Source organism: Thermoactinomyces mirandus (genome assembly GCF_013868055.1).
GTDB classification, from domain to species: domain Bacteria; phylum Bacillota; class Bacilli; order Thermoactinomycetales; family Thermoactinomycetaceae; genus Thermoactinomyces; species Thermoactinomyces mirandus.
Window position 1 is genome coordinate 1 of record NZ_JACEOL010000003.1, and the last position, 13,961, is coordinate 13,961.

Below are 13,961 nucleotides of genomic sequence, written 5' to 3' on the forward strand. Positions count from 1 at the left end.
GGCCAGGCCTAACAGCAATATCAACAAAACAGGGCTTTTTTGACTGTTTAAAATCCAGTGAACCGTATCTCTGGGGTTTACCCAAAAAGACAGCCATGGAGTTTCGTTTGTTTTTTTCAAAGCAGGCAACCTCCCATAAGATTTTAAAAAATATGCATTACATTAATTAACGCGGCAAAAAGACAAACACAGTAACTATTGGTCCAGCAATTAGTTTTACAGTGATTAACCATTTTATTATAAACATACAAAACATTTAAAAAACAATTAATTGGTTTAAATTCTTTATGAATATGCGCTAAAGAAATGATTCCTCTTTACTTCTCAATCTGTTTTATAAAAGAGATACAAAAAATAAAAGAGCCTGTCAATTACAGACTCCAGACTTGGGAAACTCTTTGGAGGCAATCTTTACGACCTGCTCCGCCCCAGCGTTCGCCTTCAGGCAGATCTTCCCTGTGCCCAGCCCGCTTTTCCTTTCATGCAGTAATTTCGTTTCCTCCCCTTTCAGGAGCTGTCTCTTTCCTTGCGAATGGAAATCAGTGTATAAAACACAAGACCCGTCACAGTCATTGTCATGCCCAGCCAGCCGGTTTCCAAAAGTAATTTCTGCGCTTCAAAAGAGTATATGAATAATGAGCGGGCTAACAAGACCAGCCCTGAAAAAGACAGGAAATCGGCAAATATCTCCCCAGTGCCCAATTTCGTAAAACTGGCAAGCCAAAGCCAGTATAAAATAAAGCTTTCCAAAACAGCTACGGACACCTCAATCCACTGGATACTCAATCCGCCGTTCCAAAGCCCGTTGACCCATTGCTTTGTAACCAGCAAAACGGCCATCGCAATGCCGAGCAGGTCAAGACACCCCCAGCGCATCGGGGGATCAAGACGGGACAAATAAATAACCAGATAGATAGCCGCTATGAACAATCCGATCCATTTGCCATTTTCAGGAGGAGCAAAGTTTACCACAGACCATTTAAATTCCATGATCAATGACGGATCTATCAAAACAGGGCTCAATTTCCAACCCATTACGCCAATCACTGCTGCTTGTACAATGGTGTCAGCATCCCAGGCCAGTTCATATTTCATTTTCTTTGCCAACAGATGTGCCGCGATCATTCCCAAACAGCCGCCCGCAAAAAGAACAATCCATTCCAGGCGCAATTGTATTGGCCCGACTTGTATCAATTCCATTTCAATCCCCTGCCAATTATACAAATTTCTTTTATACCACGATCGGGTCAATCCTGCTGATCACTTTTCTGTCAATTCTCCAAAACTTTTCTAATCCGCCACAACCTGTTTGCAAACAAGAACGAGCAGTCAAGGACTTTGATCCTGAAATGCTTTCCATGCAATATCAAACCATTTCAGAAGAATTCATCAAATCAATGACTAAATATAGCATAATCAGCCAATAGTCCAATCCTTTTTCAATTGGAATCTGTTCCTGATTTTTCCATATATGTTTTTATGATTTAAATTATAAGGGAAATCGGGTGAAAATTAAGCCCATATTTTTAATGGACAAACTTTTCCCCACGTTTCTCAAGCCATGCCTCAATCACAAGTTTCCCGTCCCGCAGGCAAATTTGCCAGCACTGGCCCATGACCGCCAAACAAGCTTCATGGGAAGAGTCAATCTCAAGCGGATAACAATGAATTTGGGAAACCCTTTCTTCATGCCCATGCCAGTCGGTCAACCGGGGGATACCCGTTTTGCGGGAAACGGACAAATGGCTCATCGGCACAGTCAATCCGTCTCCCGTCGCTTTTAAAATTGCTTCCTTTTGCGTCCAGTACTGAAAAAAGGCAATCGCTTTCTCCCGATCCGAAAGTTTTTCCCACTCTTTGTGTTCCTTTGCAGATAAAACATGGCCGATCAGTTCCTGCCAATGATGGCTGAATGATCTTTGTTCAATATCAATACCGATGGGCTGGTTTAATGTCAATGCGGTAAGAACCCAATTTCCGGAATGGGAAATGTTTACTTCAATCGAATCTCCATCAAGTACCCGGGGTTTACCATGCGGTTTGTGACAGTGGGGACATTCCCGGGAAATCCGGATCTCTTCAGGAGGTTTCTCCAGAAAACGGGACAGTACCAGTCGCAATAATCCAAAAGACAGCAACGCCCGCTTTTGGTCTTCCCGCTTCCGGTAAGAGCGGTAGCGTTCTGTTTCCGTTTCATCCAGGATGGTTTCCAATTCCGGTCTGGCGGCAGACAGTGGAGTAAACCAGACATACACACATCCCGGAACCAGTTGATCTTTCATCGTTTTCCTACACATCCCTTTTCTTTAGTAATCTGTCTTTAACTGGACCAGTTTTTCCAGTTCCCGGGAAATGACTGCCAGCATGGACTCCCTGTAATCATTCAGAAAAAAGTGATTTCCCGGATACAAATGATATTGGAAAGATGCATCCGTATGCTTTTTCCAGGCAGTGAGACTTGCTTCCGGAACATCCGGGTCCATGGTTCCGCCAAAGGCGATAATCGGGCAATGAAGCGGGACGCCCCACTGGCATGAATAATCATATACAATGGAAAAATCAGCGCGCAAAATCGGTATGAAAAATTGCAACATCTCCTCATTTTGCAAAATTTCTTCCGGTGTCCCATTAAACTGGCGCAGCCTTTCAACAAATTCCCCATCCGGCAAATCAGCCGGGTTTTCCCCACTGCGTGGCAAATGAGGCGCACTGCAAGCTGCAACAAAAAGTGCAACAGGTTCTTTTCCTTTGCCGTGCATCAATCGGGACAATTCATATGCCAGCAGGGAACCCATGCTATATCCATAAAATGCAAACGGAAGATCAAGCTGGTCCTTGATTTGGCCGTAAATATCATTTACCAGAGAATCGATATCCCGGCAAAGCGGTTCCATCATCCGCCGCCCCCGGCCTGGAAGTTCAACGGGACACCAGTCAACCTCCTCCGGAAGTGATTGTTCCCATTGGCGATATATGTAAGAAGAGCCACCTGCATAAGGCAAAGCAAACAAACGAAATCTTTTCGGTTTTTGTATTTCTTTCAAACCATATAACATGAAAATCCATCCTTCCTGTTTCCCTGACTCACTGGTATATTCTTCGTTCAATGAACTCTTCCTTTTTTCTGACATACAGAACTCTACTTTTCCATAAAAATGAAGCAAATTTCCCGGGAGGAATGCCCTGCCTGCCTCTTTCACCGAAACATATCCTGAGAAAAGAGGACGGTTAAAGGGGGAGATCTGATGCCTTCCAGACACAAATTGCTCATGACAAAAAGCCGCAAGTATATGGGCAGAATTGTAAAAATCAGATTGATCAACGGATATACCCTTGTTGGAAAGATTACAAAAGTAAAAAGCGGAGGAATCTTCTTCACTCCTCTGCGCAAAACCGGCAAATCCCGAATGAGGACATCTTTTTTATTTTTTCCCATCTTCATTCCTTTTGCCGCGATCCTGTTTATCAAATTTATCATTTTTTAGTCGGCTGCGGACAGTTTATTTCTGTCCGCATTCACTTTATTCCGTGCTCGCATCTGTTTTCCCCGGGCCAGTAATTATTGGGGATCAAATTTATTTCCTCAGCCACACGTATGGCAGATTGTACTGCTCCTTCCACCCATCCGTGCAAATCGCTGGTATGCTCACCTGCAAAATAAACTCTCCCTTCCGGTCTGGAAACCGATCCTGCAAACTCAAGGGACTGTTCCGGCCTGAACATGGCAAACGCCCCCGCTGAATAGGGATAAACAGTCCAGCTGTGAACATATCCGTTCATAAATTCACGCCAGACCTTTTTTCCATGAAGTTTGCACATTTGCTGAAGCACTTCTTCGATCGCCCTTGTCCGGCTCAGGCTGTCCCACGGCAATGCGTCATCTTCCCATGTATAACTGGCCAGAACCACTCCGGGGTTCCTTGTCCCGATTCCATGACTGGGATAAAACGTAAACCGGAGCGGAAGATCGGAAACGGCCTTTCCCCCAAACAGCCCTTCCTGCTCCCAAAACCGGGTTCGAAATTGGATCCCGATCTTGGTTGACGGAACATAATGCAATTCACGAATCGCTTTCCATTTACTGTGGGAAAACGATTCTCCCGGTTCGACATCGACAAACCGCATCAGTGAAAACGGGATGGTCACAATGGCCAGATCTCCGGCCGTTTCAAGAATCTGCCCGCTCTTCTCATGAACGGTACGGATGATCACCCGATGCGGTTCCTGCACAATTTTGGTCATTCGCTCGCAAAAGCGGATATGCCTTTTCAATTGCGGAAGAAAAGCTCCCGGCAAATGATCGGCTCCCCCTGTCACCTCAAAAAAGAATACATCCGGATTGAAAACAAGAGTCACAATATCTTTGATCAGTTCCACAAAAGAGAGTTCCGGAAATCCTTCCAGATCCATCAGTACCTTGATCATTTCGATCGCACCTTTGGACAGGTTGACCCCAAACGGATTGTTTCTGAGGAACACTTCCAGTGAATATTCGGCAAACTGCTCATATAACCGGTCCCAATTCCGTTCCGGGTCTTGCCGGAGAAATTCCACGACTGGCCCAATCGCTTTTTGCAAAAGCTCTTCTGCCGTCATCCCTCTTTCCTCCGGAGCAACCGGATAATTGAGCAGATCCGGGTTCTGCCGGTAGATGTATGATCTTGTCCGCACACCATTTACATAAATGAGGTCGAGTGGTGAATCGTTCACAAAGGGATTGAGCGCCAACCCGAATTTGCGGATATAGGCCAGCGTCAGCTGGTGGGTATCGGGAATCCGCATGGCCCCGGCATCAAAATATTGGCCCGCTGTAAATGGGGAACGAACAGTATATATCCTGCCTCCTGCCCTGTCTGACGCCTCCAGGATCACGATCTGATGCCCGGCCTGTTTGAGAAGGGAAGCTGCTGCCAAACCTGCAATCCCCGCACCCACAATGATAATTTTTTTAGGAAAGGGCGTTGGCAGAAGTCCATCCTGAATAATTTTCAGCATTTGTTCTTCCGTCAGCGTGGTCGTCCGGTATCCCGGGTATTTCATTTTCCCGACACTCCATCCTTATTTTCGTTAACAGCGCAACATTATGGGATTATCTTATTCAAGCGCTGGAAAAGGTGTGTCAACCTCCCTTTTCGAACGAAATAGAAAATGAACAACGAAAAACCGCCCTGTCCGGGCGGCCCTGGCAAACAGAAAAACTGCAAGGTAGACAATTTTCAGGACTTCGTTCTGTCTTCACCGGGTACAAGTAGCAGCAGGGCGTCCGGCATTCGATTTCAGACCAGGCTCTCCAAATCCTTACACCCAGACCGTTTCACCCGTTTTCCCTGCAACTGTCCGCTATGTAGTGGTTTGTTTTGTCATAAGCTCTTAACGGTATGTCACTCCGTCATACCGGACATATCCGACCGGATCGTGAGTAAAATGAATCACGGCATCACAACAGTTGTATGGAGTCTTGTAAGCTTCATCTTCCGGAATAAATTCCCCCCTGATCACGATCGGTTCTCCTGGACGAAGGCCCGGGATAGGTCCTTCAATCCCCCGCTCGTCCATTCGGATCGAGACAAATGCGCGGTTCGGAATTATCGAGGCATGGCCGTTATCAATCTCCAGGACATCTATATCATCCACCAGAATATGCTGATGCTCATAATCGGAATCATATCCACGAATCTCCGCAACAGTGGCAGACACGGTCACAACAGTATCCGCATACTGATCTGCAGGATACAAATCTTTGCCAGCCAATTTGGTTGCGGCAAAGGCCGGGTGAACGAAAAATGCCGCCATAACCAGCATAAAGGCAAATGCCGGATGCAAAAGCCGTTTCATCCAATACTCCCCCTTTTCCCGTTTCAATATTCACAATATAACAAACCAATATTTTGTTTTTGTTGAATTTGAGAAAAAATAACTCCTTGATCCATAACCAGTCTTTAACAACCAGTTAATATTTTAATCAAAACATTTCATTACCCTATCTGATTATTAATAGAATATTTTATATATTTCGAATAAAATATTTTTAGAAACTAATAAAGGAGGTTGGCAAATGCGCCAAAAAAAATTCTGGGTTGGTTTCCTTTTCCTGGTCAGTTTGCTCATGTTTCCATACTCCTCATTTGCCTGTCAAACTTATTCCCTTACTCCTGAACAACAGCAGGATGTCTTGCGAGCCAAAGCCCGCACCCAAAAAGCGATTGCAACATGGGATAACCAGATTTCCCACCAGCCGGACCGCAAGTCCAGCAGCGGGATCAAGGCACAGGCAGCGATTGGATTACCCGGAGACATCCTCGTTACACTGGATGGAACCAGTTCGGGATCCCTGTCCTGGGCCGGCGGACATGCAGCGGTTGTGTCTGACCTAAGCGGATATACGGTTGAATCTTTTGGCAATAAAGGGGATTTGAATGGAGTGCGCCATTGGATCAATGATTGGACAACACGATATGAAAAGGTGAAAGGGCTGCGGGTCAGCGGTGCCAGCAACGCTGATTACAGTTATGCCGCTTCCTATGCCCGGGCACAAATTGGCAAACCTTATAACTATAATTTTTTTAACATAGAAACAACCAGCAGCTTTTACTGTTCCCAACTGGTGTGGCGTGCTTTTTACAACCGGGGATTTGATTTAAATGACGGATGGGCTGTATGGCCGGTCGACCTTGTTGAAAGTCCGCTCACTTATGCTTTCTATTCCCAGGGTTAGGCATTGCAGCGAAAAGTTATTCCCTCCCTGTTCCGGCGCTATCCCTGTCTTTTATTATTTCCTGACGATTTTGGCCTGACAGGCTGCTGTCGCTTTCTTGCCCATTAGCGCCTTCGATATAAAAACGATCAGGCGGCAAAGTAAGTTTCCGGGTATGTTGGGAATCTGTTCCAGTCTGCCTTTCATCTTTCCACAAAATAAACAGAAAACAGAAGATTTCATGACCATCCCAAAGATGGTCATGTTTAACCTGTAATTTTCCCCCAATTCTAGACCTCGACAAAGATTTAATTATGTGAATAATGGAGTGTATACTCCGTCATTTATTAATTATGGAGTAAAAATTTTGTGTTGAGGTGTCAATTATGTATACTACTGCCTTTAAAAAATACACTTCCGGCTCTTCCCGGTTTTATCAGGAAGCCTGTCAGTGGCTGCCTGGCGGAGTTTCTGCCAATATCAAATACTTTTCTCCCTATCCCCTTGTCATGAAAGAGGCAGACGGCCCCTGTCTGATTGATGTTGACGGAAACCGCTATATTGATTACAACCTGTCTTATGGAGCCCTGATCCTGGGACATGGACATCCGGCAATTGTTGCGGCAATTCAGTCCCAATTACAGGAAGCGGGCACCACGACCTTTGGGACACCTCATTTGTTGGAACAGGAAATGGGCCAATTATTGGTTCAGCTATATCCAAGCATCGAAAAAGTGCGTTATACTCATTCTGGAATGGAAGCCGCACTGCTCGCAATCCGGCTGGCGACAGCTTGGACAGGGAAAAGAAAGATTGCCAAATTTGAAGGTCATTATCACGGCAGCTTTGACCAAGTGCTGGTAAGCGTCAATCCATCACAACGCTCCAGGAGTCAGGCACCCGTCCCAACGGCCGATTCGTACGGGATGCCTGATGAAATCACCAAAAACACCCTTGTCCTTCCGTTTAATGACATGGAACAGACAAAGGCGCTGTTGGAAAAACATGTCCACGAGATTGGAGCAGTGATCCTGGAACCGGTCCAGGCTGGCTTTATTCCTCCTGATCCCGCCTTTCTGAAAGAACTCAGGAAAATGACACGCAAATGGAACATGGTCCTGATCTTTGACGAGGTGAAAACCGGATTTCGGATGGGCTTGTCCGGAGCACAAGGCTTTTATGGGGTTTCTCCCGATTTGACTGCGCTGGGAAAAGTATTGGGCGGCGGGTTTCCGCTGGGAGTTGTGGGCGGTCGGAAAGAAATCATGGAATTATGTTCCCCGCTTCGCGGTACGAACATTTTATCCACGGAATCTGACGGAGTGAAATACAAGCCCTTGTTTCACAGTGGAACCCACAACGGTCATCCCTTGATCCTGACGGCGGGACTGACCACCTTGCAGCTTCTGAAAAAAGATAAAGTCTACCGGGATCTGGAGCAGAACACCATGAAACTGCGCAGGGGAATGGAACAGATTCTGGAACAGTATGGCCTCCCTGGAAAAACGGTTGGCGTCGGCAGTATCTTTAACCTGGTCATGACCGAGCAACCCGTTCGGCAGATTCAGGATGTTCTGCAATCCGATCAGGCCTTGCGCAAAAAGCTGGACGCTTTCCTGCTGGAGCAAGGGATTTACGTAAAACCGCTTAACCGTTTCTCAACCGCCATCACACATACCAGTGAAATCATCGGGGAGACTCTTGACCGGTTTGAAAGGGGGATTCGAAAACTGACAGGAAAGGAGGATTTCGTTGTCGCAAGAAGCTGACATCTTTCAGCGAATTCGGGAAAAAAGCAGAAAAATGAGTAAAGCCCAGCGGCAAATTGCCCGGTATATCGAAAAACATCCGGATACCGTCGCCTTTCTGACCACAGCCAAATTGGCAGAACGGGTTGGAGTTGGCGAAGCAACCATAATACGTTTCGCCAACTCTCTGGGTTTTTCCGGATATACCGAAATGCAGCACAGCCTTCAGGAACAGTTACGCAAGCGGGTAACAACGGTTGAACGGCTTAACCTTGCAGGGGATATTTATCCGGAAGAACAGCGAATCGCCTATGAAGTGCTGAACGATGACATATGTAACCTGAAACAGACCATTCAAATGCTGGACGTCCATCTGTTTGGCCAGGCGGCAAGAAAAATTCACCAGGCCCGTACCATTACCGTTATTGCACTGCGCAGTTCACATTCACTCGGATTTTTTCTCACGTTTTATCTGCAACTGTTGAAGAAAAATACAGAGTTGATCACTGAATCTGACACCATGTTTGAGAAATTATCCACCCTGGCATCCAACGATCTTGTGATCGGAATCAGTTTTCCCCGCTATACGTTCCGTACCATCCAGGCAATGCAGTACGCGCAAAAACAGGGGATCCCCACGCTCGCGATTACGGATGCACACAGTTCGCCGCTGGCACATGTTTCCGACCTGTACCTGACCGCAGCAAGCAACCTGCCTTCTTTTCTCGACTCATTTGTCGCTCCTTTAAGTTTGATCAACGCCTTACTTACAGCTGTGGCCCGGATGAACAAACCAGAAATCACCACCCATTTGAAAGACATGGAACAATTATGGGAGATGGAAGGAATTTATCACAAAACAAATAGCCAACGATGAACAGAAACCTGCTGCCACCTGGTTTTTCAGGCGGCAGCAAGATCGAGACAATATTCTTTTACTCAATAAACTTTAACCCTCCTTTTTTTTAAAAAAACAGACTCGACAATTTGTCGAATCTGTCTGATCATAATAACAAAGTTAAGATTAAACCTGGTCGGTTTGACGGAATTTCTGGGCTATTTGATTCAATGCTGTAGAAATGTTTTCAAGAAGCTGTGTGAAGTTCTTCATGTTTTGCTTGGCTTCCTGGAAATCTACAAAGAAGCGGTCTTTTGTTCTACCTTGCCATTGCCCTTCAAGACTTTGTATCCGGCTGTCCAGGGTTTGAATGATTTGTTCGCTTTCTTGACGCTTTGCCTGGAATTCTTTGGCAATTGCTTCAAGTTGTGATGGATCAATCTGAATCCGATCGCTCATCGAAAAACTCCTTTCAAATAACATTACAAAAGGATGTACATTGAAATTATAAACATAAATATATTTTATAGCAATATTCATCCTTTTGATTTTTATGTTAAAAGTAAGTTAAATCCATTTGGCTTAAATTATTTCCAATCTTGTCATTTCCTGATCGAAGACCAACGCTGCTGAATGATTTGCATCCAGTCAATTGGCGAGCGTTTCCCGGAAAAAGGCAGCGCTCCTTTGACTTTGGTATAACGGCGTTTTGCAAAATAACCCTCTCCTGCACGCAACGTTTGAACGATCGGACCCGTTGAATAAGCCCTCGCCTCAGAGATTGGAATTTTAAAGAATGAAAAATCATTAGGTTCCAGGCTGGCAAACAGGAATCCCGTTTCCATCGCTTTTACTTCCGCCAGCCAGCCGTCATTGCTGTAAGGAAAATTGGAAGGCGTACCGGATATCGCCAAGTAAAAATTCTTGTTCCTTCCCTGGCCAGCAATTTTGTTGAGCAGATTTTGCAGCTCGTAATTGTTCATCCGTTTGCTGAAATAGTCGGCATCGTCAATCACTAGCAAGATCGCCGGCTTCGGCTCCTCTTTTTTCCCCGTTGCCAGAACCGCCTGCAATCCTTTCGGTTTTACACGCTTATCCAACATTGCCTCAATCGGTTTCAGCAGATCGGCCAGCTCCGATTCCTCCGTGGCATACCCCTTGACATGCGGCAATCCGGCCACGAATGCCAGGCCATGGTCACCGGGGCGGAAATCCACCAAATAGATTTCAACCTCTTCAGGCGGATAGAAGTAGGCCAGCGACAGGATCCAGGTTTGCAAAAAAGAAGTTTTCCCGCCCTCAACAGGACTTCCCACAACAAAATACGGGCCATCCTTCAAACTGACATAATAAGGAATCAGGTCATCCATTGATATGGCAACCGGCACCTGCAACGGCTCCAAAGGCGCTGGATCTTCTTCGTGCTTTGAAATCAGATCCTGCAATTCAACCCTTTCCGGCAAAGTCCCGATTCCTTGCGGACGGTTTCCTTTCCAGGCCTCTGAAAGAAGTTGCACTTTCTGGCGCAACATCCTGGCCCGTTCAATCTCGTCCGTTCCTTTTGCAGCGAAAGCCGTATGGAATTCCAGTGGAGGAACATTTCCCTTGACAAAACCCCGACCTTCAGGCAAATTGACCGGCGGTTTTCTCAAACGCCCAACCGCAAAATAATAATCTCCGGGATCGGCCAGTTCCATGGTCACTCCCAGGGCAAAGTTGTTCCGGACCCGGTCAAAGATATCTGTAATCTGGTTGGCAGTAACGATGAAGTGAATTCCAAAGCTGCCTCCCGCACGCAGTAACTGCTCGAGATGGTTATGTTCTTCCTCAAAAGTTGATTTGAAATTCAGGTATCCATCGATAACAACCACAATTGCCGGAATCGGTTCGGACGCCGACTTCCGGTAAGACAGGAAAGTTTTCGCACCGGATTCGACGATTTTTTCCCGCCGGCGAATCATTTCCCGATTCAGGTATCGGAAAAGCCGTTTCACCCGATCCGGTTCATCATCCCGAATGATGGCACCCATATGCGGAAGGTTTTTGAAATCCCGGAACATGTGACCAAAATCGAGGACATACATATGGACTTCGTCCGGCGAATGATCCAGTGCCAGCGAAAACAGCAGCGTTTGAACGAAAGTGGTTTTGCCGCTTCCAGGCATGCCGTATACCGGCAGATGTCCTTCGTTAAGGGGAATTCGCAAGGAATCCTGAATCTGATTCATCGGATCATCAAACAAGCCGACTTTCGGTTCAAGCCAACGGTCTGCCTGCTGCCAACCTTTTCCGTCCCATCCTTGATCCTTTTTATCACGAATATCTTCCAAAAAGAGCTGTTTTGGCAGAGGCGGGAGCCAGGGTCCCCCAATTTGTTCAATTCCCGCTTCCTCGGCCTGTTTTGCCAGGTAATCAACCAGGACATTTAATTGCTTTTGCGTTCTTTCTTCTTTTCTGTTTATGGAAAAATTCCTTTGGGTGCGGTCAATCCGTCTGCCCGTCAGCAACACTTCCTTGATAGATGTCTCTTGTGCCTCTACAGAATTATCCGGTTGGTAAGGCGCTCCGCTCCACGCAAACTGAACCAGCTCCAAAAGTTCATTACTTCCAACCTGGAAATAACCCCGTCCGGGGGTGGTAATCCAGGCGGCATCCGGAATTTTGATCATCTCGCGGCTGTCCGCTTCGTCCTGTACACGCAGACAGATGCGAAAACGGGCGTTACTCCAGATCTTGTCATCAACAACCCCGCTCGGTTTCTGGGTTGCCAGAATCAGGTGAACACCCAGGGTTCTTCCCTTGGCTGCAATGGAAATCAATTCATCCATAAATTCAGGCTGTTCTTTTTTCAGTTCCGCAAACTCGTCAATAATGATTACCAAATGAGGCAGGGGCTGCCCATTGCCATACCCCGATTTGTAATATTCGTCAATATGCTGGATGTTGCCCGATTCCTTGAAGATTTTTTCCCGTCTCATCAACTCGGCTTTCAAAGAAATTTTGGCCCGCTCAATCAGATTTCCGTCCAGATTGGTGATCACACCGGCCAAATGGGGCAGTTTCTCAAAAATGTTGGACATTCCGCCACCTTTATAATCAATAAGCAGAAAAGCGATATCATGCGGATGATAGTTTAGCGCCAGCATGGCGATCAGAGACTGAATCACTTCACTTTTCCCGGATCCTGTTGTTCCGGCAATCAGACCGTGCGGACCATGCCCTTTACGCTCAATCTTGTCATGGATATTCAGGCGGATTTTCTTGTCACCGGCGCTCATCCCCACCGCTGCCGGCAATGTGTTGGGAAAGCGATTCCGACTCCAACGGCGGATTGCATTCAATTCCTTCAATTCCTTGATCCCCACCAGATCAAACAAGGTTAAAATCTGCGGAATCTGGTTGGACTTGTTCGCTTTCAAACGTACTGGCGCCAGAGCGCGAGCAGATAAATCAGCAATTTCCAGGGATACATAATCTTCAGTGAATATATACTGCAATTGCTCCTGTTCTTTTTCTCCTTCTTTATGGGAATAGTTGGTTTCCCGGAGCGTTCCGCCTCCCTCGCGGATTTCCAGAACAGCCTGACACTGCATCGGCAAAACTTCTTTGGAATCGGCCAGCAATATCGTTCGAACCCCGATTTGATCCGATTCTTTCAGAATCAGCGGCAAGATTGCCTCATCCTCCACAAGCCGGGGATCTGAGATAATAAAGACCCAATAAGGAAGTTCCGGGCCGGTCAGTGTTTCCCGCCGCTCATTTCTCTTGCGGCGGCGCAGGATCTCATACAGATGGTCGACCAGTTCCCGCGCTTCTTCATAATTTGAAGCAAGATACCTTACCCTCCGCTGATCATCCCATACATGGGGAAACCACCTGATCCAGTTCCAATGTTCGGCTTCTTTCTCGGAAAAAAAGGAAACAATTTTCACTTCATCCGGCGAGTGATGGGTTACAATTTGAATGACCAGGTTGCGCAGCGAATTCAGAATGAAGGCCCGATCGCCAACCACCCCAACCACCTGGAGTTTGTTCAAGGGAAGCAGGACAGGTACATCCTCAACCATATCGATATCTTTTTTGAGCAATTCCGCTTCTTCGATCAGAGGATCCCGTTCATATTCATCCTGTTTGGGTGGGATCACTTTTACCGTAGATGGCACATCCCCATTCCCCAGACGTAAAGACAAAAAATCCGGATCATGGGGAGAACGCTCCCATAAAGAACTGTCTAGCCGCTGCATTTTACGCAAACATTCGCGCGGAGTCGGGTTCCATTTTCTCAACAAGGTTCGTTGCAATTCCTCTTTTTTTTCCAGATCCTCCCGAAGCTTTTGCAGGAGGTTCCGGTATTTTTTCTCCCGTTCTGCCAGCTCCGCCTTGTATTTCTTTTTATGGGACAAATAAACGAAAAAAGGAATGATATAAGAAAATGCCATCATCATGGAAGAAACAATCGAGAACATGAAGAAGGTGGAATTCGCATAAAATTTGCCACTGGTACTCATATACACGTAAAGCCCGACCGTAGTCAGCGTAATAATAATCGGGAAAATGAGATACACATAGGAAAAGGTCGGCTTTGCAGGTTTATTTGGAGGTTCACTGATCTCTACAACCTGGCGTGGCAAATCCTGCTTGATTCTTGGTGATCTCTGAAATATAATGCTCATCACTTTCT

General features: G+C 46.3%; 11 protein-coding genes. 4 read left to right on the plus strand and 7 right to left on the minus strand.

The window, feature by feature from the left end:
* Positions 1–507: 507 nt before the first annotated feature.
* From H2C83_RS01280 to H2C83_RS01290, 3 genes are all read right to left on the minus strand, one after another.
* A complete protein-coding gene (locus tag H2C83_RS01280; RefSeq protein ID WP_181737007.1) occupies positions 508–1,200 on the minus strand; it encodes a hypothetical protein in 693 nt (230 codons plus the stop codon).
* A gap of 326 nt (positions 1,201–1,526) precedes the next feature.
* A complete protein-coding gene (locus H2C83_RS01285; protein ID WP_181737009.1) occupies positions 1,527–2,282 on the minus strand; it encodes a 4'-phosphopantetheinyl transferase family protein in 756 nt (251 codons plus the stop codon).
* A 24-nt stretch (positions 2,283–2,306) separates the two neighbouring features.
* Positions 2,307–3,107, minus strand: coding sequence for a thioesterase II family protein (locus tag H2C83_RS01290; RefSeq protein ID WP_181737011.1), 801 nt, complete (start codon positions 3,105–3,107; stop codon positions 2,307–2,309).
* Between the two features lie 138 nt (positions 3,108–3,245).
* Here H2C83_RS01290 and H2C83_RS01295 point away from each other — a divergent pair, with 138 nt between their 5' ends.
* The gene (locus tag H2C83_RS01295; protein ID WP_181737013.1) at positions 3,246–3,485 is read left to right on the plus strand and encodes a hypothetical protein; all 240 of its coding nucleotides are present in this window, start codon (positions 3,246–3,248) and stop codon (positions 3,483–3,485) included.
* A gap of 31 nt (positions 3,486–3,516) precedes the next feature.
* On the opposite strand, the gene H2C83_RS01300 is transcribed toward H2C83_RS01295, so the two are convergent.
* Complete coding sequence (locus tag H2C83_RS01300) at positions 3,517–5,040, minus strand: flavin monoamine oxidase family protein (RefSeq protein WP_181737015.1); 1,524 nt, start codon at positions 5,038–5,040, stop codon at positions 3,517–3,519.
* Between the two features lie 330 nt (positions 5,041–5,370).
* Positions 5,371–5,835, minus strand: coding sequence for a hypothetical protein (locus tag H2C83_RS01305; protein WP_181737017.1), 465 nt, complete (start codon positions 5,833–5,835; stop codon positions 5,371–5,373).
* 220 nt (positions 5,836–6,055) lie between these two features.
* Between H2C83_RS01305 and H2C83_RS01310 the strand changes: the two genes are divergently transcribed.
* The 3 genes from H2C83_RS01310 to H2C83_RS01320 all read left to right on the plus strand — a co-directional run bounded on the left by H2C83_RS01310 (position 6,056) and on the right by H2C83_RS01320 (position 9,319).
* A complete protein-coding gene (locus H2C83_RS01310; RefSeq protein ID WP_181737019.1) occupies positions 6,056–6,715 on the plus strand; it encodes a YiiX/YebB-like N1pC/P60 family cysteine hydrolase in 660 nt (219 codons plus the stop codon).
* A 365-nt stretch (positions 6,716–7,080) separates the two neighbouring features.
* Positions 7,081–8,463, plus strand: coding sequence for an aspartate aminotransferase family protein (locus tag H2C83_RS01315; protein ID WP_181737021.1), 1,383 nt, complete (start codon positions 7,081–7,083; stop codon positions 8,461–8,463).
* A complete protein-coding gene (locus H2C83_RS01320) occupies positions 8,447–9,319 on the plus strand; it encodes a MurR/RpiR family transcriptional regulator (protein ID WP_181737023.1) in 873 nt (290 codons plus the stop codon). The genes H2C83_RS01315 and H2C83_RS01320 overlap by 17 nt, the downstream gene beginning before the upstream one ends.
* 147 nt (positions 9,320–9,466) lie before the next feature.
* On the opposite strand, the gene H2C83_RS01325 is transcribed toward H2C83_RS01320, so the two are convergent.
* Together H2C83_RS01325 and essC are read right to left on the minus strand one after the other, a co-directional pair.
* Positions 9,467–9,739 (minus strand): WXG100 family type VII secretion target, encoded by a 273-nt coding sequence (locus H2C83_RS01325; RefSeq protein ID WP_181737025.1) that lies wholly within the window; start codon positions 9,737–9,739, stop codon positions 9,467–9,469.
* A gap of 143 nt (positions 9,740–9,882) precedes the next feature.
* Positions 9,883–13,953 carry a type VII secretion protein EssC gene (gene essC / locus H2C83_RS01330; RefSeq protein WP_181737027.1) on the minus strand — a complete coding sequence of 1,357 codons (4,071 nt, stop codon included), beginning with the start codon at positions 13,951–13,953 and terminating at the stop codon, positions 9,883–9,885.
* Positions 13,954–13,961 lie beyond the last annotated feature (8 nt).